The sequence below is a fragment of the Corallococcus macrosporus DSM 14697 genome (assembly GCF_002305895.1).
Taxonomy (GTDB): Bacteria; Myxococcota; Myxococcia; order Myxococcales; family Myxococcaceae; genus Myxococcus; species Myxococcus macrosporus.
In genome coordinates, this window is record NZ_CP022203.1 from 5,468,573 (window position 1) to 5,491,112 (window position 22,540).

The 22,540-nt window shown below is 72.9% G+C and carries 15 protein-coding genes; 7 read left to right on the forward strand and 8 right to left on the reverse strand.

The window, feature by feature from the left end; translation table 11 throughout:
* Positions 1-8 precede the first annotated feature (8 nt).
* Positions 9-740: a tyrosine-protein phosphatase gene (locus MYMAC_RS21935; RefSeq protein ID WP_095959502.1), complete on the reverse strand. Its 732-nt coding sequence runs from the start codon at positions 738-740 to the stop codon at positions 9-11.
* On the reverse strand, positions 737-946 hold the full coding sequence (locus MYMAC_RS21940; protein ID WP_095959503.1) for a DNA gyrase inhibitor YacG: 210 nt from the start codon (positions 944-946) through the stop codon (positions 737-739). Before MYMAC_RS21940 ends, MYMAC_RS21935 begins: the two co-directional genes overlap by 4 nt.
* A gap of 82 nt (positions 947-1,028) precedes the next feature.
* Here MYMAC_RS21940 and MYMAC_RS21945 point away from each other — a divergent pair, with 82 nt between their 5' ends.
* From MYMAC_RS21945 to MYMAC_RS21955, 3 genes are read left to right on the forward strand one after another with little or no spacing between them, the layout of a single operon-like run.
* Positions 1,029-2,018, forward strand: a complete 990-nt coding sequence (locus MYMAC_RS21945) for an NAD(P)H-quinone oxidoreductase (RefSeq protein ID WP_095961657.1) — start codon at positions 1,029-1,031, stop codon at positions 2,016-2,018.
* A gap of 30 nt (positions 2,019-2,048) precedes the next feature.
* Positions 2,049-3,152, forward strand: coding sequence for an ankyrin repeat domain-containing protein (locus MYMAC_RS21950; RefSeq protein WP_095959504.1), 1,104 nt, complete (start codon positions 2,049-2,051; stop codon positions 3,150-3,152).
* Positions 3,153-3,195: 43 nt separating this feature from the next.
* Positions 3,196-4,233: an agmatinase family protein gene (locus MYMAC_RS21955; protein WP_013941034.1), complete on the forward strand. Its 1,038-nt coding sequence runs from the start codon at positions 3,196-3,198 to the stop codon at positions 4,231-4,233.
* A gap of 13 nt (positions 4,234-4,246) precedes the next feature.
* On the opposite strand, the gene MYMAC_RS21960 is transcribed toward MYMAC_RS21955, so the two are convergent.
* Positions 4,247-5,245, reverse strand: coding sequence for an ATP-binding response regulator (locus tag MYMAC_RS21960; RefSeq protein ID WP_095959505.1), 999 nt, complete (start codon positions 5,243-5,245; stop codon positions 4,247-4,249).
* 245 nt (positions 5,246-5,490) lie between these two features.
* Here MYMAC_RS21960 and MYMAC_RS21965 point away from each other — a divergent pair, with 245 nt between their 5' ends.
* The 3 genes from MYMAC_RS21965 to MYMAC_RS21975 all read left to right on the forward strand — a co-directional run bounded on the left by MYMAC_RS21965 (position 5,491) and on the right by MYMAC_RS21975 (position 10,622).
* Positions 5,491-6,837, forward strand: coding sequence for a trypsin-like peptidase domain-containing protein (locus MYMAC_RS21965; RefSeq protein ID WP_095959506.1), 1,347 nt, complete (start codon positions 5,491-5,493; stop codon positions 6,835-6,837).
* A 68-nt stretch (positions 6,838-6,905) separates the two neighbouring features.
* On the forward strand, positions 6,906-9,278 hold the full coding sequence (locus MYMAC_RS21970; protein ID WP_095959507.1) for a protein kinase domain-containing protein: 2,373 nt from the start codon (positions 6,906-6,908) through the stop codon (positions 9,276-9,278).
* An 84-nt stretch (positions 9,279-9,362) separates the two neighbouring features.
* A complete protein-coding gene (locus MYMAC_RS21975) occupies positions 9,363-10,622 on the forward strand; it encodes a saccharopine dehydrogenase family protein (RefSeq protein ID WP_095959508.1) in 1,260 nt (419 codons plus the stop codon).
* Positions 10,623-10,649: 27 nt separating this feature from the next.
* Here the strand turns inward: MYMAC_RS21975 and MYMAC_RS21980 are convergent, their stop codons facing one another.
* The gene (locus MYMAC_RS21980) at positions 10,650-12,068 is read right to left on the reverse strand and encodes a GspE/PulE/PilB domain-containing protein (RefSeq protein WP_095959509.1); all 1,419 of its coding nucleotides are present in this window, start codon (positions 12,066-12,068) and stop codon (positions 10,650-10,652) included.
* Between the two features lie 65 nt (positions 12,069-12,133).
* Positions 12,134-12,520: a VOC family protein gene (locus MYMAC_RS21985; RefSeq protein WP_013941040.1), complete on the reverse strand. Its 387-nt coding sequence runs from the start codon at positions 12,518-12,520 to the stop codon at positions 12,134-12,136.
* A 12-nt stretch (positions 12,521-12,532) separates the two neighbouring features.
* Between MYMAC_RS21985 and MYMAC_RS21990 the strand changes: the two genes are divergently transcribed.
* Positions 12,533-13,921, forward strand: a complete 1,389-nt coding sequence (locus MYMAC_RS21990) for a DUF4388 domain-containing protein (RefSeq protein WP_013941041.1) — start codon at positions 12,533-12,535, stop codon at positions 13,919-13,921.
* A 5-nt stretch (positions 13,922-13,926) separates the two neighbouring features.
* On the opposite strand, the gene MYMAC_RS21995 is transcribed toward MYMAC_RS21990, so the two are convergent.
* The 3 genes from MYMAC_RS21995 to MYMAC_RS22005 are packed head-to-tail and all read right to left on the reverse strand — an operon-like array spanning position 13,927 to position 22,517.
* Entirely contained in the window at positions 13,927-17,019 is a 3,093-nt protein-coding gene (locus tag MYMAC_RS21995; protein WP_095959510.1) for an MYXO-CTERM sorting domain-containing protein, read from the reverse strand.
* A gap of 9 nt (positions 17,020-17,028) precedes the next feature.
* Positions 17,029-20,625 (reverse strand): flagellar motor protein, encoded by a 3,597-nt coding sequence (locus MYMAC_RS22000; RefSeq protein WP_095959511.1) that lies wholly within the window; start codon positions 20,623-20,625, stop codon positions 17,029-17,031.
* A complete protein-coding gene (locus tag MYMAC_RS22005; RefSeq protein ID WP_204816883.1) occupies positions 20,622-22,517 on the reverse strand; it encodes a hypothetical protein in 1,896 nt (631 codons plus the stop codon). Before MYMAC_RS22005 ends, MYMAC_RS22000 begins: the two co-directional genes overlap by 4 nt.
* Between the last annotated feature and the right edge of the window lie 23 nt (positions 22,518-22,540).

A 22,540-nucleotide genomic window follows, 5' to 3' on the forward strand; every position in this document is an offset into this window, starting at 1 on the left:
GTATACCGTCAGTCCGGGTCGGACTCCAGCGACTCACCTGCCAACAGGCTCGCGGGATTGTCCCTCATGAGACGTGCGCAGGCCGCGTCCCCCGCCCTGCTCCGCAGCTCCGCCAGCGAGCGGCCCACCCAGTCCCGCGCCCCCACCGGGCCATGCAGGTCCGTGGCCCCCACCGCGTAGAGCCCGTCCTCCAGGAAGGCGCGGGACAGCTTCTTCGCCGTACCGCCATAGCGGCCGATGAGCGCTCCGATATCCAGTTGCAACAGTGCCCCGGCTTGCACGGCCTGGGCGGCGCGGCCCTTGCGCTCGAACTCCAGGCAGCGCTCGGGGTGCGCCAGCAGCGGCACCACGCCCTTGGTGCGGATGCGGAAGAGGATGTCCGGCAGCGCGGGCACGGGCGCGGTGTAGGGCAGCTCGACGAGCACGTAGCGGCCCGGGCCCAGCTTGCGCGCCTGCGGCGTGCCAATGCCACGCAGGAAGGCCTCATCCAGCACGTTCTCCGCGTTGCGCCCCAGCGCCAGGGGGATGCGCTCGCGCTCCAGGGCCTCCGCCAGCTCCGCGCGGCGCGCGTCCACCACCTCCACGGGGGCGTATTCAGGGCGCGCGTGCGGGCTGGGCGCGACGGTGGAGAAGCCAAGGTCGACCAGCGCACGCGCCATCTCCAGCGCGTCTTCCAGTGTGCGTGCCCCGTCATCCACGCCGGGCAGCAGGTGGCAGTGCAGGTCGACGAAGCCGCTCATGCGTCGCCGCGCTGGCGCTCCGGGTGGCTGTCGGCGGGCAGCTCGTCCTCCCGCTCATCGGCTTGCCGGTCGGGCACGCGGTACTCCTCGCCCAGCCACCGGCCGAGGTCCACCGCGCGGCAGCGCTTGGAGCAGAAGGGAAACGCGGAGTTCTCCGTGCGCGGAGGAACGGGCTTCTGGCAGATGGCACACGTCGGGGTCGTCATGATGGACAGTGTTCTAGATAAGCGTTGACGCTCTCGCGAGCCAGGATGTTTCGTGCCCGCCATCCCGCTGGAGGTCCCCGCCATGAAGGTCCTGCGCATCACCCGCCCGGGAGGGCCCGAGGTCCTCGCCGAGGAAGAACGTCCCGAGCCCGTACCAGGCCCGGGTGAAATCCTCGTCCGGGTGCGGGCCTCCGCGCTCAACCGCGCGGACCTTCTGCAGCTTCGTGGTCACTACCCTGCCCCGCCGGACGTGGCGCCGGACGTCCCGGGCCTGGAGTACGCCGGCGAGGTGGTGGCCGTGGGCCCGCGTGCCCGGCGCTTCCAGCCGGGTGACCGCGTCATGGGGCTGGTGGGCGGAGGCGCCTGGTCGGAGCTGCTCGTCACCCACGAGCGCGAGGCGATGCCCGTCCCGGACGGCATGGACTTCGCGGACGCGGCGGCCCTCCCGGAGGCGTACCTCACCGCGTTCGACGCGCTGGTGCTTCAGGGCGAGCTGAAGCCAGGGGAGACGGTGCTCGTCCACGCGGTGGCCAGCGGCGTGGGCTCGGCTGCGGCGCTCATCTGCCGGGCCATGGGGGCGCGGGTGGTGGGCACGGGGCGCAACGCGGAGAAGCTGGCCCGCGCGGCGGACTGGGGCGTGGCGCGCACGGTGCTCTGCGACACGAAGCCCCCGCGCTTCGCGGACGCGGTGCGCGAGGCCACGGGCGGCCGGGGCGCGGACCTGTGCCTGGACCTGGTGGGCGGCGGCTACGTGCCGGAGACGCTGGACGCCCTGGCGCCCCGGGGCCGGTTGATGCTCGTGGGGCTGGTGGCGGGCACAGCGACCGAGGTGAACCTGGGCACGGTGCTGACGAAGCGCCTGCGCGTAACGGGCACCGTGCTGCGGAGCCGGCCGCTCGAGGAGAAGATGGCCCTGGCCCAGAGCGCGGAGCGGCACCTGCTGCCGCTGTTCCGCTCGGGGGCGCTGCGCCCCGTGGTGGACGCCGTGGTGCCGCGCTCGGACATCCGGCAGGCGCTGGAGCGCATGGCGAGCAATGACTCGGTGGGCAAGCTGGTGGTGCGCTGGGCGTGAGCCTGACGGCACGATGAAGGAACGGTTTCGATGACTGAACAGCAGTACGAACTCGAGAAGCTCCTCCGACAGCTCGACGACCTCCACTACATCCAGACCTATGGCCGGGTCGAGCTGCCTGAGGCCGAGTACCGCCAGCGCCTGGCCAAGGCGGAGCAGAAGAACGCGGAGGTGGTGACGAACATCCGGAAGCTGCTCGCCACCGGCGTCAGCCTGGACTTCAGGACCGTCAACGGCCACACGCCGATGATGATCGCCGTCCCCCAGAACAACGTCGAAGTCATCCAGGTGCTGATGGCGCACGGCGCCGACATCCGCGCGGGTTCGAGCTACGAGTCCCCCATCCACCGCGCCGCGGAGTTCGGCGCCGACCGTGTCGTGCGCTTCTTCATCGAGCAGGGCATCAGTCCTCGTCTGAAGACAGAGGGCGGCAGGTCCGTGCTCTCCGCGGCGCGCGCCTCGCGGCACAGCAAGAACGTGGTCCCCTTGCTCGTGGAGCACCTGAAGCAGTCGAGGGACCAGCGCGGCCCTCCGCCCAAGAAGGTGAAGGAGCTCTCCGAGGAGCGCGTCCTCCAATACCTGTCGGGGGATGCGCCCGCCGGGGTCAGCCCCAAGACGTGGGAACAGCTCCGCGCGTTCATGGAGAGCGTCTTCGTCGAGGAGTACTCCGTCACCATCGACCAGCTCTACGAGAGCATCTCGGAGCACGGAAACACGAACGGCCCGCTCGTCTTCGCCATCATCGGCCTCATCCAGACCGTCTCGACTCGGGAGCCCAAGAGCAAGACGCTCAAGAAGGTGTCCAGGAACCCCTTCATCCACCACGGGGACCTGGTGGTGGAGGGCCCGCTGAAGGTGCTGTCACTCCTGGTGACGGGGAGCCTCACGGTGAAGGGCAAGGCCTCCAACGTCCAGGGGTGCCAGCTCTTCGTGGGCGGCGACTTCGAATGCGACACCTTCTACACCGAGGGCCCCGTCATCATCGGAGGGAACCTCAAGGCCTCGGTCGTGGACGCCTCCTACAACGACTACAGCCTGGACGTCCGGGGTGTGCTGACGGCGGACCGGCTGGTGGTTGAGAAACATCAGGTGCTGGCCGGGCGTTTCGACGTCCAGGAACGCATCGAGAAGTAACAGACCATTGCGCCCGGAATCCGGGCCCTTATCCTGCGCCGCCATGGCTACCCACTTCGACCCCAGCGCCGCCGCCCAGCCGGACTCCGGCGTGTTCGGCCTCCCCCACTCCCCGGAAGAGGCGCACGTCGTCCTCATCCCCGTCCCCTTCGAGGCCACCACCAGCTACGGCGGCGGCACGTCCGAGGGCCCGGCCGCCGTCCTGGAGGCCAGCCGGCAGGTCGACCTCTTCGACGTGGAGACGGGCCGCCCCTATGAGCGCGGCATCGCCATGCTCCCCGAGCCCCAGGAGCTGCGCGACTGGAACACCCGCGCCAAGGAGCGCGCCCAGGTCGTCATCGAGGCCGGCGGCATCCACTCGGGCGAGGCCACGCTGCTGCAGGCCGCGCAGGACGTGAATGTCCTCTGCGACCAGATGAACGAGCACGTCTACCGCACCACCAAGCACTGGCTGGACCAGGGCAAGCGCGTGGCCGCGGTGGGCGGGGACCACTCCATCTCCTACGGCATCATCCGCGCGCACGCGGAGAAGTACCCCGGCATGGGCGTGCTGCACCTGGACGCGCACGCCGACCTGCGCGTGGCCTACGAGGGCTTCACCTGGTCCCACGCGTCCATCATGTACAACGTCGCGGAGCGCATCCCCGGCGTGAAGACGCTGGTCCAGGTGGGCCTGCGCGACATGAGCGCGGAGGAGCACCAGTACATCGCCGACTCCAACGGCCGCGTCCACGGCTTCTTCGACGCCGCGCTCCAGCACAGGCGCTTCGACGGCGTGCCCTGGAACAAGCAGGTCGATGAGATGGTCTCCCTGCTGCCGCAGCAGGTCTACCTGTCCTTCGACATCGACGGGCTGGACCCCGTGCTCTGCCCGCACACCGGCACCCCGGTGCCTGGCGGCCTGTCCTTCCCGGAGGCCGTCGCGCTCATCTCCGGCGTGGTCCGCTCCGGACGCACCATCGTGGGCTTCGACCTCACCGAGGTGGCCCCCGACCCGGAAGGCGGCGAGTGGGACGGCAATGTCGGCGCCCGCCTGCTCTACAAGATGATTGGCTGGATGCTGAAGTCGCAGCGCGCTTGAGGCGCCGCCGGGCCTACGTGCTCCGCGGCAGCCTCAGGCTGAACGTGGAGCCCTGCCCGGGCCAGGACTCGACGGAGAGCGTGCCCCCATGGAGGCGCGCCAGCTCCGACGCCACGTACAGCTCCAGCCCCGCGGCGCCCTCCGCGTCCGTCCGGAAGGGCGTGAAGAGCCGCGCCACCACCTCCGGGGCCAGGCCCGGCCCGGAGTCCTTCACGCGCACCGTGACGTGCGCGGGCGCGGGTTCGAGCGACACCTCCGTCGCGCCGCCGTGACGGACCGCGTTCGCCAGCAGCGCGTCCAACACCCGCCGGATGCGCGGCACGTCCAGGGGCAGGCGCACCGGCGCCTCGGGCGCTTCCAGCCGGATGCCCGGGCCCCGCGCCGCCACCGCTTCGCGCAAGGACTGGCCCAGGTCCGTGTCCACGCGCGTCAGCGACACGTCCGCCGACGACAGCCACGCCAGCTCCCGCAGGTCGCGGCCCACGGACTCCAGCGACTGGAGCTGGACCTCCAGCGTGGCCAGCGCGGCGCGATCCACGGCGGGCGAGTGCTCCAGGCGGCGAAGCTGCTCGCGCGCGGTGTCCAGCGGGCCCTGGAGCGTCCTCGCCACCCACTGGCCCAGCGCGCCCAGGGGAGAGACGTCGCTGTCGGCGCGGGGCTCCGGCGAGGCGGCCAGGGACTTGTGGATGACCGATTCGAAGTCGGTGATTTCAAAGGGCTTGTGGAGGAAGGCGAACGCCTCGGGCGCGCCCTGCGGCAGCACCGCGCTCAGGAGGATGACGGGCACGTCCTTGAGCTGGGCCTCCTGCTTCATCCGGCGGCACAGCTCCACGCCGCTCAGCCGCGGCATCATGTGGTCCGTCACCACCAGCCGCGGGCGCCGATCTCTCGCCAGGCCGAGCGCCTCCTCCCCATCCCGCGCCGTCAGGACGTCATGCCCCAGGTCCTCGACGACCTGACTGAGCACCTCCAACACCGCCGGCTCATCGTCCGCGACCAGGACGAGACTCATGCTCCCTCTCCCCTCGACTCGGCGCGCTCCGACTGATGGCGCGCCGCCAGGAAAACAATCCGCTCTCACGGTGTACCGGCCCCCCGAGAGGGCGTGCATCCCAGAGATGCAATCGTTCACGGATGACCGGAGTGGTTTATGTAGAGCGAGACACCGCATCCAGGGGGCCCCGGGTAGGCTGCGGCCTTCCCGACAGTCAGAATGTCCTTCGCCCGACAATCCCTGGCGGCGCACGGAGGGTTGGAATGAAGCACGCAGTCATGAGGTGGAGCCTGCTAATGGTGGCCCTGCTGACCTCGGGCCCGGCGAGCGCGGACCTGGCGCGGCGGCGCGACGCCATCGTCGAAGTCGTCCAGAAGGTCTCCCCCGCGGTCGTCTACATCGGCACCGAGCAGGAGGTGGAGTCGCGCTTCCGCGGACGCCGCTCCCCCTTGGAGGAGTTCTTCGGTGGCATGGGCGCGGAGCCGGAGCGGCAGAAGATCTCCGGCCTGGGCAGCGGCGCCATCATCGACCCCGCTGGCATCATCGTCACCAATGACCACGTCATCCGGGGCGCCTCCGCCATCCACGTCATCCTGGCGGATGGCCGCTCGTTCGACGCGGAGGTCATCGGCAGCGACGCGGCGAACGACCTCGCCGTGCTCAAGGTCAACGCCAAGGAGGCCCTGCCCATCGCGAAGCTGGGCACCAGCTCCGACCTGATGATTGGCGAGACGGTGATTGCCATTGGCAGCCCGTTTGGCCTCAGCAAGACCGTCACGGCGGGCGTCGTGTCCGCCGTGGGCCGCACCTTCCGCGCGGACAACCGCGTCTACAACGACTTCGTGCAGACGGACGCCGCCATCAACCCCGGCAACTCCGGCGGGCCGCTGCTCAACGTGGACGGGGAGATCATCGGCATCAACACCGCCATCTTCGGCGGCGGCGCGCAGGGCATCGGCTTCGCGATTCCGGCCGACAAGGTGCGCCGCATCGTCGACGAGCTGACCCGCTTCGGGAAGGTCCGCCCCGCGTGGGTGGGCATCGACACGGCCGACCTGCCTCCGCGCGTCGCCCGGCAGCTCGGGTGGGACCGGGCCTATGGCGCGCTGGTGACGGCCGTGGAGGCCGGGAGCCCCGCGGCCGCGGCGGGCGTGAAGCGCGGTGACGTGGTGGCGGAGCTGGGCGGCTCGCGCATCCAGGACGCCGAGGACTTCGACACCCGCGTGCGCGGCTACCCCGCCCGCTCCGCCTTCCCCGTGGTGCTCTTCCGCGACGGCGCCCTGCGCACCGTCCAGGTGACGCCGGTGGAGTTCCCCGCTCGCATGGTCGAAGGGCTGGCGTGGGAGCGGCTGGGACTGCGCGTGAAGGAGGTTCGAGGCGTGCTGGCCGTGTCCGGCGTGCGGCGGGGCTCGGCGGCGGCGGACATCGGGCTGGAGCCGGGAGACATCATCCTCCGAGTGAACAACCAGCCCGTGGCGACGCAGGACGCCTTCCGGGAGTCGCTGCTCACGGCGCGACGGGGACGTAGCGTGCTGTTGCTCGTGCGGCGCGGTCGCTACGGCTACCACGTGACGCTGCCGTTCGAGCAGGAAGCAGGCTACCGGCTGTAGCCGCGGGGGAATGGGGACGGGCTCCCCGTATTTCAGGACCCGCGTGACTCGCACTAAAGTGCGCGGCCATGAGTTCCGTCCGTTACCAGTCCCTCGGTCCCCTGCTGGCCGGGGAAGGCTCGCGTGCCTTCCTTGGCCTCGCCCTGGAGGACGGCGCGTCTCCCCGTCCCGTGGTGCTCATCTGGGCGCCGCAAGATGTCGTGCAGAACCCCGAGCTGACGGCGACGCTGCGTCGCGAGACGGCTCGGGCGCTCGTCTTCGAGCATCCGCACATCCTCCGTGTCCACGCCCTGGCCGAGCAGGATGGTGGGCTGGCCCGCGTCACCGAGTTCGCCGACGGCGAGCCCCTGCGCAAGCTGCTGGAGGCCCACCCGCGCCTGCCGCCCCACTTCGCGGCGCTCGTCGTGGCGGACGCCGCCGTGGGTCTGCACTACGCGCACGTCGCGGGCAATGACGACGGCACGCCCTTGGTGCACGGTGACGTCCGCCCCGAGACGCTGATGATCTCCTTCGGCGGGCTGACGAAGGTGACGGGCTACGGCGCGCTCGGCGTGGCCCCGCGTGAGCGCGGCGGCAAGCGCGTGAAGAACCGGCGGCTGTACAGCGCTCCCGAGCAGCTTCTGGGTGGACGCGAGGCGGTCAACGTCCAGTCGGACGTGTTCCTCCTGGGCCTGGTTCTGCACGAGTGCCTCTCCGGGAAGATTCCCTTCAAGGACGCGGCGGACCCGGACAAGGCGGTGCTCACGCGCTCGCTGCCGCCCATGGCGCAGGACGTGCCGCTGAAGCTGGACGCGGTGCTGCGCCGGGCGACGGCGAAGCGGGCCAAGGAGCGCTACCCGTCCGCGCTCGCCTTCCGTGAGGCCGTGGTCGAGGCCGTGGGCTCGCTGCCCACGCACGCGGAGTTCTCCGAGTTCCTGGCGAAGTACTTCCCGCCCGAGAGCGAAGCACGCGCGGCGCGGCGCCGGGTGATTGAAGCGGGCATCGCGGACGTGATGCAGAAGGCCGGCATCTCGCCGCCCGCCGTGGCCGAGTTCCTCGCGCGCGGCGCCCTGCCCCCGGGCCTGATGCCCGCGAAGTGGCCGGAGCTGCCGGGGCTGCTGCGGGCCTCGGGTTCCGCCGGTGGCGATGATGGCGCGGGCTCCGGGAGCGGTGCCGCGGGCGGCAACGTGACGGCGGGCTCGGGCAGCACGGCGGCGCCGGGCTCGTCGTCACATGCGGGTGCGACCAGCGCCGGGCCCCAGGCGCACGGTGGAGGCAATGCCCTGGCGGGCGCGGGCAACCAGGCGCAGTCCGGCGCGGGTGCGCAGGGCCAGGCAGGCACGGGGGCTCAGACGCAGGCGGGTGCGGTCGCGCAGGGCCAGGCAGGCACGGGGGCTCAGACGCAGGCGGGGGCGGGCACGCAGAGCCATGCAGGCACAGGAGCACAGACTCAGCCGGGTGCGGGAACACAGAGCCACGCGAGCACGGGAGCTCAAGCACAGTCCGGCGCGGGTGCGCAGAGCCACGCCAGCGCGGGTGCCCAAGCACAGTCCGGCCCGGGTGCGCAGGCGAGCATGGGCGCGCAGAACCACGCTGGCGCAAACACTCAGTCCCACGCCGCCGCGCAAAGCCACGCCAGCGCGGGTGCTCAGTCCCACTCCGGCACGGGCCCGCAGAGCCACGCCAGCGCGGGTGCGCAGAACCCTACTGGCACCGGCGCACAGGTGAACGCTGGCGCAAGCGCACAGGTCCACTCCGGCCCGAGCGCTCAGCCTCACTCTGGTGCGGACGCGCACGGCCATCCGGGCGCGGCAGCCGCGGGCCCCCACGCGACGCCGGTTGCGCCCTCCGCGCAGAAGTCCTCCCGCTCGTGGATGGCCTTCGTGGGCGTGGGCCTGGCGCTCACGGTGGGCGCGGCGGCCGTCGTGCTCAACCGGCTGCCCTCCAACATCGAAGCGGAGCTCGAGGACGCGGGCGTCGCCGACGCCCTGCCCGTGGACGCGGGCGTCATCGTGGTGACGGCCCCCGTGGACGCGGGCATCCCCATGGGCACGCTGGACGTCACGGTGGACCCGCGCGTGGAGGTCTCGATTCCTGGCCAGTATCTGGGCCGCACCCCGGTCTCCGCGGCCGTTCCCGCGGGCCGTCACGTCCTGACGCTGAGCAACCCGCTGCTCGGCATCCAGACGACCCGGATCGTCACCGTGCCCGCGGGCGGCCGTTCATCGCAGCAGATCTTCCTCAACAAGGGCTTCGCGAACGTGCGCGCGCCCGAGGGCGCCATCGTCACGGTCGACGGCCGGCTCATCGGCGCCGCCCCTGTCGAGGAGCTGGACCTGTATGAAGGCACGCACCAGCTCCTGGTCATCGTGAACGGCTCCCGCTGGCAGAAGACCTTCAAGGTGGAGCCCGGCCAGCGCGTCAACTTCGACGTCAACTTCGAGCAGCCCGAAGAGGAGTAGCCACCGTGACAACCTCCGCGGCGTGAACAGTCGCTTCACGCCGCGGTTGCGGTGCCATGGCGGCGCGACCAGACTCCCGCGCCCATGACCACCCCCTCCCCGGAGTTCGACGTCATCGTCTGGGGCGCCACCGGCTTCACCGGGCGCCTGGTCGCCGAATATCTCGCCAGGACGCAGGACACCCACCGCGCACGATGGGCCCTGGCCGGCCGAGATCGTGGCAAGTTGGAGAAGGTCCGGCAGGGACTCGCGGCGATTGCCCCCGCGCTCGCGGAGCTGCCGCTGCTCATCGCGGATGCGCGCGACGCCGCGTCACTGGACGCCCTGGTTCCTCGCGCCCGCGTCGTCTGCACCACGGTGGGCCCCTATGCACGCTATGGCAGCGAGCTGGTCGCCGCGTGCGTCCGCGCTGGCGTCAGCTACTGCGACCTGACGGGCGAGGTGCAGTGGATGCGGCGGATGATTGACGCCCACCACGAGCAGGCCCAGAAGAGCGGCGCGCGCATCGTCCACACCTGCGGCTTCGACTCGATTCCGTCGGACCTGGGCGTGTTGATGATGCAGGACCACATGCGGGCGCACCACGGCGGCCACCTCGATGCCGTCCGGCTCTACATGGGCCCCATGCGCGGAGGCGCCAGCGGCGGCACGGCGGCCAGCATGGTGCAGGCCTTGGAGGAAGCCTCGACGGACCGCTCGGTGCGCAAGATCATGGCCCACCCGCACGCGCTGGACCCCGTCCCCGGCCGCTGGCGGCCCGAGTCCAAGGACGAGCTGGGCGTCTACTTCAGCCAGGAGCTGGGCCAGTGGACCGGCCCCTTCTTCATGGCCACGGTGAACACGCGCGTCGTCCGGCGCAGCAACGCGCTGCTCGGCCACCCCTGGGGCGAGGGCTTCCGCTACACGGAGGTCGCCAGCTACGGCGCCGGGCCCAAGGGCCTGCTGCGAGCCGGCGGCGTCACCGCGGGCCTGGGAGGACTGGTCGCCGCGATGCAGGTGAAGCCCCTGCGCACGCTGCTGGAGAAGAAGGTCCTGCCCGCGCCGGGTGAAGGCCCGTCTCCCGAGGCCCGGGAGAGAGGCTTCTTCGTCGCGCAGCTCCGGGGCGAGGGCACCTCCCCCAACACGGGCAAGCAGGTGAAGCTGAAGGGCAAGGTGGCGGCGCAGGGCGACCCGGGCTACGCGGCCACGTCGCGGATGCTCGCGGAGTCCGCGCTGTGCCTCGCCTTCGACGACGTTCCGTCCACGGGCGGCGTGCTCACCCCGGCCTCCGCCATGGGCATGAAGCTGGTGGAGCGGCTGCGCCGCGCGGGCATGACGTTCCAGGTGGAGGCGCTGTCCACCTGAGCCACGCCGCCGGGAGCGCGGGACGCCCTACGCGCTCTTGCGGCGCCGCATCATCGCCTCGTACGAGCGGCCCACGCTCTGCGAGAGGATGAGCAGCTCGCCCACGTCGGGCGGCGTGAGCTGGTCCGGGCCGTTGTCCACGTAGAGCAGGTGCACCACCTTGCCGCGCACCAGCAGCGGCAGGATGACGGCCGTCTTCGGGAAGCCACCTCCCAGCAGCTTGTAGAACACGCCCATGGCCGCGTCGCGGCGCACGGGGCCGATGTAGTGCGACCGCGTGTCCCGCACGAGCCGGAACGTGCTCTGCTCCCGCAGCGGCACGCCGATGCGGCGCACCACCGCGTCGCGGACGCCCGTCCCCATGCCGTGCCAGCCCGTCACCAGGCTGCCCTGCACCGACAGCAGCAGGTTCCGCTTCCACTTGCCCAGCGCGAAGCGCAGCACCGTGCGCGCCACGTCCTCGCGGTCCGAGCTGCGCGCCAGCTCCGCCTGCGCCTCCGCGAAGGTGAGCGGCGTCGGCGGCGGCTCCGGCGGACGCGCGGCCTGCGCGGGCGACTGAGGACCGCCCATCGCCCCAGCCGGAGCGGCGGGAACCTGCGGACCGCCCGGTACGCCCACCGGCACGGCGGGAGCCTGCGGACCACCCACCGGCGCGGCGTGCACCTGCGGAGAAACCGGCGGCTGCGCCATCGGCGGAGGCACCACGATGCCCTGCGGCGGTGGCGGCGGCGCCACGGGGACCTGCGGACGAACAGCCGCCGGAGGAGGCACGGGCGCGGCCGGCCGCTGCGCCACGGGCGCCACCGGCGCGGGCGCGGGCTCCAGCACCTCCACGCCGGTGATGATCTCCTCCTCGCCCATGTCCCCTTCGTAGTCGGCGCCACCGCGCAGCGCGGAGGCGTAGACGGACTGGAACTCCTCCTCGCTCATCAGGTCCGGCGGCTTCTCCGCGGCCTTCGCCAGCTCGGCCTGCGAGCCCGGCGCGGGCCGGGGCCGCACCGCGTTCATGTCGATGGCGCGCAGCGGCCGGAACGCCTTGCAGTAACGGCGCAGGAGCTGGTTCATCCGGAACTCGGGGATGACCACCGGCACCACGCGCTTGCCCGTCTTGAAGGCGATGGAATCCAGCGTCGTGAAGTCGTGCGGGTTGACGACGGCGATGCTCAGCCGCGTCGCGTCCACCCGCATGGGCAGGTACTCCTTGTCGTCCGCGTGGTTCGAGGAGACGAGCTCCATCGCCTTGGGGTCCGGCACCATCTCCCCGGACGCGAACGCGCTGTTGTGGAGCTTCCCCAGCGTCTTCGCGAGGTCCTGCTCGGACAGCAGCCCCAGCTCCACCAGGTTCGTGCCCAGCCGCCCGCCATGCACCACCTGGGCCTCGAGCGCTTCTTCGAGTCCCTCGGCGGTGACGAGACCATCCTTCAGGAGCTGTTCACCCAGGCGCATGGGGCCCGCTTGTAGCCGCGCCCCATCCCCGTCCGCAAGCAGACCCGCACCCCTGGCACGGTGCGCTAGTCCTCCGGGTGATGGCTGAGCGCCACGCGGTTGCCCTCGGGGTCCCGGACGTACACCGTCCACCGCGTCTCATGCTCCAGCGGTACGCCCACGCTGGCGAAGGCGGCCACGACCTCGGACCGGGCGGCCTTCGGGATCCGGAACGCCAGCAGGAGCAGGCCCGGGGCCTCGTGCCGGAACGGCGTCGGCACTGGCTCGCCGCCCGCCGCCTCGATGGCCAGGAAGCCGCCCCCGGGCACCCCCACCCAGATGCTCCGCAGGGAGCCGTCCGGCCGAAGGTGGCGGGTCAACTCGGGAAAGCCCAGCAGGTCTCGGTAGAAGCCGGTGACCCGCTCGATGTCCCGCGCCTGGATGGCCACGTGGTGGAAGCCCTGAACGTCCATGACGCGGATGCTATGGTCTGCGCGCCCATGGCGCGACTGCTCATCGTCGAAGACAACCACGAGCTGGCCTCCCTCATCGTCGCCATGGCGCAGAGCCGTGGCCACGACGCGAAGGCCGCATCCACCGGCGAGGCCGCCCTGGAGGCGCTCGGCCCCGGACAACCCTGGGACGCCGCCCTGGTGGACCTGCTGCTCCCGGACATCCGCGGCAGCGAGGTGCTGGCCGCGCTGCGCGCCCACGGCATCCCCGCCATCGCCGTCAGCGGCGTGTACAAGGGGGACCGCTTCGCCCAGGAGGCCGTGCAGGTCCACGGCGCCCGGACCTTCTTCGAGAAGCCGTTCGAACTCATCACCGTCATGGAGGCCCTGGAGCAGGCCGGTGGCGTTGCACCTCAACCCCGCGCTCCGCCGCCCATCGCGGAGAGCGTGCTGCTGGACGAGCTGCTCGACGCCGAGGACCTCATCGTGCTGGAAGAGTTCCCCCCCGAGTCCGAAGAGGCCGCCGAGCCCCTCCAGGTCGTCCCCAGTACGGACCCGCTGCCCGAGCCCGCCGACGCCGAGCACGCCCTCCCCCTGCCCTTCGCCAGGCGGGAGCAGGTGTGGAGTGAATCCGCCGCGGCCCCGACGCCGTCCTCTCCCCGGCGCGCGCTGCCCGAGTGGTCCCTGAGCGGCGTCCTGGGGGACACCACCCTCGCGCGCCTCCTCAACGCCTATTACGAGTCCCGCCACCACGGCGAGCTGAAGCTCCAGCAGGGCCAGGTGCTCAAGGTCGTCTACTTCGAGTCCGGCCGCATCGTGTACGCCGCGTCCAACCTCGCCGCCGAGCGCTTCGGCCGCTTCTGCGTCCGCCAGGGCGTGCTGTCCGACGCCCGGCTCGCCGAGGTCGCCGCCTTCGCGAAGGAGCACGGCCTGCGCACGGGGGAGGCCATGCTGCGCCTGGGCATCCTGGACGCGGCCCGGCGCAAGCAACTGCTCGAGGAGCAGGTGAAGGAGATCATCTGGTCCACCTTCCCCTGGAAGGACGGCCGCTTCGGCTTCAGCGCCATGCGCCCCCGCCGCACGGACCTGGTGAAGCTGTCCGTGTTCCCTGGCGACCTGGTGCTGGAGGGCGTGGCGAAGACGGAGACGCTGGTGACGCTGCGCCAGCACGTGCCGCGCACGCGCCGGCTGTTCCCCACCGCGGACGCGCCGTACGGCCTGCATGAGCTGAAGCTGGAAGGTCCCCAGGCGCTCGTGCTGGCCTACGCGGACGGCAGCAAGACGGTGGAGGACCTGCTCTCCCTCACCGACCTGCCCGAGCGGCAGACCCTGGCCACGTTGCGCGCGCTGGAGCTCCTCGGCGTGCTGGAGGAGCGGCCCGACACGCCGAGCCGCCGCCACCGCATCAGCTTCGGCCTGTAGCCGCCCTACTTCCGGCGGCGCAGCACCCGCGCCAGCGCCGCCAGGCCAAAGACAGCCGCCCCCGAGCCGCCGCCCGAGCAGCCACACCCGGACACCGGCGCCGGACGCCCGGCGTCACCGGAGACGGGCACGCCGTTGAGGCTCACCTCGCCGTCCAGCCGAGGCGTGGACAACAGGGTCGAGCGCCCCACGTACGTCAGCGTCCGCGCGCCTTGGGCGGGCAGGCGCAGGTCCTCCAGCACGAAGCCCCCGTCCACCGCCCGCACCTCGACGCCGGCGCCATCCAGCTTCACGCTGCCGGGCACCCACTCCAGCCCCTCCACCCGCTCCAGGTAGCGGAGGCCGCCCACCTCGCACCCGGTGGTGTTGCGCAGCGCCACCACCACGCCCACCAGGCCCTTCTCCGACGCGGTGGGCGACTCCGTCGTGTGCCGCACGTCCACGAAGCGCTCGGAGCCAATCGTCAGCACATGCTCGGTGCTGGCCGTGTTGCCCCCGCCCGCGTCGGCGAGGACGCGCAAGGTGATGGACTGCCCCACCAGCGCCTCCAGCCCCGTCTCCAGCGTGCTCACCGTCACGCTCGGGCCCGCCAGGGCCACCTCCGCGAGCGCGGGCCCTGACACCTGCGACCAGGAGAGGGCCACGTCGCCACAGGCCTCGGGCGGAATCGTCTGCGTCAACGTGGCGCTCGCGCCCTCTCCACAGCGGGCTACCAGCGTGCCGGCCTCCAACGCGCCGAGCCGCGCCGGGAGGGGCTGGTTGGGCACCTCCGCGGACGCCCGGCCCCCTTCGCGAACCGGGCCCTCGCTGTCGTCGAAGAGCTCCCCGCGCACGCGGTAGGACGCCGCGGTGCAGGACGGGGGGAGCGCCGGACGCCACGTCCCGGGCACCGGCACCACCGCCGAGTCCAGGACCTCCCCCGCCGGCGTCTCCAGGAACACCCGGGCCTTCAGCGCGCGCGCCTCCACGCAGTTCAGCGACGTGTCCAGGGCGATGTCCACGGCGCCATCTCCCGAAGGCACCACGCCCAGCTCCAGGCTGCCGGTGGACACGTCCTCCAGCGACGGCGCCACCTGGACGCGAAGCTCCGCCTCGGGGCCCTCCTGTGTGCCGCCGCCGTTGATGGACATCCGGTTCCTCACCGTGAGGGACAGCGTCCCGTGCGCGCACTCCGCGGCCTCCACGCGCAGCCGCTCGGTCCCCACGGCCGTCTCCAGCGACACCGGCGTTCCATCCGCGGCGCGCACGGTGACGCCCGCGGGCAGGCCCGAAGCGCCGTCGGTCAGCCGCCACTCCGTCAAGACGGTCGGCAGGCCGGGGGTGCCAACGCAGGCGTGCAGCGCGTCGGGGACCAGGTCCACGCTGGCGCCATCGCCCGAGGTGAGCGTCCGCGTCGCGCCCGGGCCGAAAGGCGCCATCGGCCGGCCCCACGGCTCCACGTCCACGGTGAAGATGGCGGGGGTGCTGGACGCCACGCCGCCCTCGTCCACGCCGCGGACCTCATACGAATAGCTGGCGTTCGACGACTGGCACACCACGTCGGGCGGCGTGAAGGTGGCCTGCGCGCCCCCGTCGTGGGTGAGCTGCGGCGCCCCGGATTGACCGGAGACGGGGGCCCAGGTGTACCGCACCGCCGGACACGCCTCGGTCGCCGGCCGCGCGGTGAACACAATCGGCTCGCCCGAGGCGAGGGTCGTCGTCCGCGAGGGCGACACCGTGGGCCGCGCGGGGCCTTGCGTGTTCACCACCCGGAACGCCACCGTGGACGACACGTCGTGCGAAGCGAGCCCATCCGAGGCGAAGACGCGGAGCTCACCCTCTTCGTCGCGACAGACTGGCCGCTGAGGAACGAGCGTCACGTCAAGCTGATCCGGGTGCTCGAAGATGTTCACGCCAATCAGGTCCCCGCCTGGGGACGCGGCTGCATCCACCGACACACGCACCGCGTCGAAGTCGGCGTCGGTCGCGGTGAAGCGGGCCGCCGCGGAGCCCGTCTCCTCCACCACGATGGGCGCCGACCCCACGTCCAGCACCGGGGCGTGGGCGTTGACGTACGTCACGACGTTGAAGCCCGGCTGGTCCAGGATGAACAGGCAGAACGCGGCGCCGATGCACGACACCTCCAGCGGCACCGCCTGCGACGCGCCCGGGAGCGCCGAGCCCTCGAAGGCCGGGTGGAACCGCCACTGGAGGCCCGCGTTGTCCGCGCTGCTCGCGGGCACGGCGCCCAGCACCGCCGGCTCGCCATTGGCCCCCACCCCCACCGCCAGGCCAAAGCCCTCGCCGTGGGGACTGCCGTGGCCGGTGTTGACGTCCACCGAGGTGATGCTGACCGACATGCTGTCGGGGAGCATCACCGGCGAGAAGGTCGTCCCGGCGGGGTCCAACGCGCCCCGGAACAAGCCGTCCGCGTTGCCGAACAGCGCGATGGGATGGGGGCCCGTTCCCGCGAAGAGGTCCACCGTGCGCGGTGACTGGCTCGTCAGCGGCGCCGGCACCGACACCTGGGCCTGACGCACGTCCCGCGTGTACCAGAGGAGCTCCGTGCGAGAGACGCCCGTCACGCTGAAGAGGGCATGGGGCGCCCCGTCCGCCGTCTCCGCCACGCCCAGCACGTCCGTGGGGGACAGCAGCCCCGCGCCGATGTCCAGCGAGGTCCAGGGCGTGGCGCCCTCGACGCCCTCCTGCGCCGTCAGCAGGGAGAGGCCGCCACCGGAGAGGGCCACCGAGGCATAGCCCGTGCCCGACGGGGTGTGCTTCACCCGCCGGACGCCCACCACGGTGTTCACCGGGTCTGGCGGGATGATGTTGCCGGCAGCCAGGCAGTTCTGGTGGCTGATGATGTCACCCGGGCGCACGACGACGGCGAAGCAGCCCGCTGGCGACAGGAAGGTGCCGAACACGTCGCTGTGAAGGAACACGGCGGACTGGATGCCGTTCTCGTACAGCTCCGTCTGCGTCGACGTGGACACCGCGTAGACGCCCGGCGCGAAGACGTCCACCGAGCGGGCGATGCCTGGCACCTCGGTCACGTCCCATTCGGCGCGTGCCGCGCTGGCCACACCCAGGCAGAGGCTGATGATGACGAGGCGACGCACGGCTTGCTCCTAGTAGGCCACTTCGGCTCGCAAATAGAGCCGGTCCTGATTGTCCGACGAGCCGGGGGTCAAACCCAAGCCGCTGAAGCCCAGGAGTGTGTACCCGGTGGCCAATCGCAGCCGCTCATCCACCCGGTAGGCGACCTCCGCGCGGACCGCGCTCAGCCGCTCTCCCTCGGGAGACGCCGTCCGCCGCGCCAGCTCGGCCCCCACCTCCAGGCCCCCCACGACACGCACGGCGGGGCGAATCGTTCCCGTCCACACCCAACGCGCCGAGTCCTCGACGTGGGTGCGGCCCGCATGCAGGCCCGCCGCCACGGAGAGCCGGTCCCCCAGGCGCACGGCCGGCAGCAGGGAGAAGGTCTGCAAGGCCCGGTCTCCAAAGGCGGACCGGACGCCCGGCAGCAGCTCGCGGGTGATGCCGTAGCGCGCCACCACCAGCCAGGGCCCCGGGCGCCACGCCACCGCGGCGTAGCCTTCCACCAGCCGCGTCTCCAGCACGTCCGCGTTGACGGTGCGCGCGAAGTCCACCCGGCCGGACGCCGTCAGGTCCTCCAGCAACCGCGCCTGCGCCGCCAGCGCCACCACCGCCTGGAGCCGGTCCACCGCGACGCCCGAGCCTCGCTCCGGCGTGCCTTCTTCCCGGCGCAGCTCCACGCGCCCATCCAGGCGAAGGCGCGGCAACACGAGCTGCCCGAAGACGCCTCCGGCCTCGCGCTCCAGCGGGCTGCCCACGTCCAGCAGGCTGCGCACACCGCGCTCGTAGCGGGCGCCCACGCTGAAGCCGCCGCTCACCTGCTGCTGGAAGCCCACGGCGCGGGCCAGCCGCACGGCCGTGGCGTCGTGTGAGCCCACGTCCTCCACGAACAGCGCGGTGCCGCTCCCCGGCAGCTCGGTGCGCGCGCCCGTCAGCGTGCGGCCCGCGCCGAAGTCGGGCCCGTCCACGTCGACGGAGTAACCGCCGTAGAACACGTCCTGGCCTCGCCGCGACTCGACGTTCGCCCAGGCCCGGGGCCCCAGCTCCGGCCCCCAGCCACCGAACACGCCGGCCCGCGTGTCGCGGTCCACCTGCACGTCCACGCCCGCGGACGTGAAGGTGTCATCGAAGCGTCCGGGCCCCTCACCATGCAGCGCCAGGGCCTGCCGGTGCGCGGCGCGGAGCTGGAGCCGCTCGAACACCCGCAGCGAGCCCGCCACGCCCGCGGAGGTGCGGCCACCGAAGAGCGTGGGCCCCACGCCCGCCACCCGCGCAGCGTTCAGTCGCGAGTCCCGGACCTCGGCGCGCACGCCCCACCGCGCTTCCTCCCACCCGACACCGGCGGCGAGGACGCGAGCGGAGAACGGCGAGTCCATGAAGGGCGCTCGCGGGTCCGCCGAACGCCGCTCGTCCGCCAGCAGCGTCAACCGGAGCTTGCCCAGCGGCTGACTCACCCGCAGGGACGACTGCCGGAAGAGCGCCGCGTCGGTGTGCGCGCCATCGGAGAAGCCTCGACCGCGCAGGCGGAACGCGGCGTCCACCGTCCCCTCGCCGTGCAGCCCGGGGCCGGAGAGCTGGAGACTCACGGCCTCCGCGCCGGTGCCCGCTTCCGGGCGGGGGCGCAGGAAGCTGAGGCCCCCGTCATCCGAGACACCGAAGAACGAAGAGTCCACGGCGGTGCCGCGGCTGGACGCCACCTCCGCCGCCACACGGTAGCCGCCCAGCGCCGTGCTCGCGCGGCCCGTGTAGAGCGAATACGGCTGGCCCTCCCGGCCTTCGCGCACCGCGCCCACGCCCAGCCGCGCGCCGCGCCACTCCGCCCAGACCTCGCCCCCCGCCGTGTCGCCCGAGTCCGCGAGCCGCAGCGCCGCGTAGTCCACCACCAGCACCGGCTCCGGGGCCTCCGTGGGCGCGCTCGTCCTCAGCCAGGCCTCCCCCGCGAGGAACGACAGCGGACGCGCCAGGAGGATGCGCCCCGCGAAGTAGTCGATGTCGTAGTCGACGCCGCGAATCAGGTGCCGCTCGCCCAGCGGCAGGCCGGTGACGCCGTCCCGCACCTCCACGCGCACCAGCTCCGAGCCCTCCGCCACCGAGGCCGCGCCCAGGTAGTACAGGCTGCCGCCCGTGGCGCGCAGCTCCTCGTGCGCGGGCACCGCGGACACCTGCCGCACGGGGTCCGTCAGGCTCCCGCCAAACGCCTTCACGCCCACGCGTGCCTGCTCCGAGCCCGCCTGGAGCTCCGCGTAGGGCCCGAAGAGCGGCCGGTGGTAGCGGCCCACCTCGCGGTCATGAAGCCGCGCGCGGTAGGTCCCCAGGCCCGCGCGCCCGTGCTCCGCGTGACGCGCCTCCACGCGCAGGCGCGCCTCCGTGGGGTTGGGCGTCAATGACACGGAGTCGTCGCCCCACTCCGCGGGCGCCAGGTCCGGGTCCGCGGCGCGGTCGAAGCGCTCCGGCACGCGCGGGCGCAGCCAGTCCGGCGGGCTGGCGCCGTTCAGCGTGCGCCCATCCGTGTCGCGCAGGTCCAGCTCGCCCACCACGTCCACCGCGCCCAGCCGCAGCTCCGCGTGCGCGGAGCCCCGTCCGCGGAGCTGCACGCCGCCGCTCCCCAGCGCGTAGGTGGCCTCCACGTCCAGCAGGCCCACGGCGAAGGGACGCACCGACGCGGCGATCTCCAACGTCTCTTCGCGCGGCGGGCCCTCCGGCAACGTGAGCCGGACGGGAACCTGATTGCGGCCCGGCGACAGCACCACCACGGCATCCGCGCGGCCCTCGGGCCCCACCACCACTTCGCCCTCGGGGGTGTGGATGCGCGTGCCCGCGGGCGCCTCCACCTGCACGCGAGAGGTGCCGCTGGCCGCGGCCGAGTCCCGCCCGGCGGGGAGCCGTAGCGAAGCGACGGGGAGCATCGGCCGAGGGGCCACCAGCCACCCACCGTCGCGCGGCACCACGTCCACGCGCTGGCGGTACAGGCGCACCGCGCCCTCGGCCCCCGAGGCGGTGATGGGGAGCAGGTTCTCTCCAGCCACGAGCGGCACCTGGGCCTGCCATGCGCCCTTCGCGTCCACCTGGGCCGCCACACCCGCCACGGTGACGACGTCGCCGGCCGCCGCCTGCCCGGCCACGCGGAAGCGCACGGCGCCCTGCCCCGGCGCGACCTCCGCCACGGGCGGCGCCTCGGTGAAGGAGAGCCGCACGGGCGCGGCCTCCACCGCCACGCTGCGCACGGCGAAGTCCTGGAGGACGACCGCGCCCCAGGGCACCTCCACCGTCGCAGCCTCCGGGCTGACGCGGCTGGAGACGGGCAGCGAGCGCGCATCCACCTTCAACCGGTGACGTCCCGGCCGCAGGTGCAGTCCGCCCGTCGCGTCGGGCACGCGGGAATCGACACCGGTGACGTGGAAGCGGCCCGTCGCGTCCGTGCGGACCTCACGGCCGGTGGTGAGCACCAGGCGCACGTCGGGCAGTCCCGGCTCGTCCGCGCCGCACAGCCCATCACCGTCGAGGTCCTGGCACACGCGGCCCGCGATGGTGGAGGCCTGCGACGGCGTGTCCAACGACAGCGCCTGCGCACGGACGCCCAGGGGCAGCAGGCACGCGGCGGCGAACAGGCAGGCCAGCGCGCGCTTCATGGGCGCACCTCGGCCAGCGCCGTGACGCCCGTGGCGACATCCGCGACGGACACGCTCACCGGCCCCGGCGCGCGCACGGTGAAGGACGTGCGCCCGCCCTCCACCCGCGCCTCGACGCGCTCACCGCCCGTCAGCGAGACGAAGACCTCGCGCCCGGGCAGCACCTGTCCGTTCGCGTCCTCCACCCAGTACGTCACGCGGGTGCCGCTCACCGTGAGGCGCACGTTCACCGGAATCTCGGGCGCCAGCCGCACGCGCACCGTCGCGTCGGACGGCACCAGCGGGCCCTCCAGCGGGAACACGGGCCCCAACGGACCCAACACGTGGACCGTCCGCGTCAGGCCCGTCCACACCCCGTGCGAAATCTCCAGCGTCGCCGGGCGCGCCGGCCCCAGAGGCACCGTGCCATCCCAGCTCGTCGTCACCTCGCGGCCATTCACACGCAGCGGCTGCTCCGGCACCGGAAGGCCCGCCAGGTCGGACACGCCCGCGTACAGCTCGTCGTCGGTGCGCCAGACGGTGATGCGCGCGGGCTCGGTGCCAGCGGGCCCCCACGCGCGGGCATGCAGGTCCACTTCCGTCGCCTCGCCCGTTGCCGGCAGCGTCCAGTCGCTGATGAAGCCGCCGGGTCGCGGCTCCTCTGGCGGCGTGAAGGCCCCCACCGGCGCGCGCAGCTCCACCGTGGCCCCCGGCCGAGGCCGGTTGAACGCGTCGCGCGCCGTCACCGCCACGCGCGTGCGAGCCCCGTAATGCACCAGCGCCTCGGCCCGCTCGATGCGGCTCTCCGCGACCGGCCCCTGCACCAACTCCAACGCCGGCGTCTCGCGCGAGCCGGGACCGCGCTGCGGCCATGCGACTTCGATGCGCTCGTCGTCCGCCAGCGTCCGCGGCGCGGTGTAGCGCCACTCCAAGAGGCCGCCTGGCGAGCGCGTGGGGCCCCGCAGGGTGCCGTGACGCACCTGCGTGGTGACGCGCGCGTCCTCCACCGGCAGGCCCATCGCGTCACTCGTCGCGCAGACGAGCCGGGCCTGGGACACGCCGTCCGCGGGGAGCCGCTGCGGCTGGAGCACACACGCCAGACCGTCCGTGGGCGGCAGCCGCAGGTCAATGGGCATCCGCCGCACGTTGCCCACCTTGTCCACCACCCGCCCCTGCCCGATGCGATGTCCGGGCGGCACGATGATGGGCACGCGGAAGCGGCCGTCGGGGCCCGCCGCCACCGGGCCGAAGGTCCGCCCCGCGATGTCGATGGCGATCTCCGCGTCGGGCTCGGTCGTCCCTGGCAGGTTCACCGACGCGGCCAGCGGCACGAGCACGCGCCCGTAGGCCCCGTGCACCGACTGCGGGCTGGGCCAGGCGGAGAAGGCCACCAGGATGGCCACCTCGGGGTAACGCGTGTCCGGCAGGACATAACGCGCGCGGTACGTGCCCGGCCCCGTCCGCTCCAGTCCCTCCACGCGGCCCACGCTCACCCGCACCACGGGCGGCGCGCCGCTGTCATCCGCGGTGCCATCCGGCCGCACCAGTTGGACCGTGAGCCGCGCCTCCTTGTCCCTGCCCTTCACCGGCGCGGGGGGCTCCAGCGAGAGCCGCACCTCCGCGGCCGGCGGGCCCAGCACGTAGCGCGCGCGGGCCTCCAGGCCATCCACGCTCGCGCGGACCACGACGTCGCGGGCGCCCGCGCGCGGCACCACCACGTAGGTGCGCAGCGGCGGCTGCGCGGCGCCGTCACGCAGCTCCGCGCCGTCGGCCCGCACGGAGGGCTTGCCCATCGGAACCGGACGGCCCGCGGCGTCCTTGCGGACGAGCGCCACGGGGAATCCATCCGGCGCCACGGCGGACGACGGCCCGAGAATCTCGAGCGTGTCCGCCCAGGCCGGGGCACACAGCAACAACCATCCGAGGAGGAGAAACC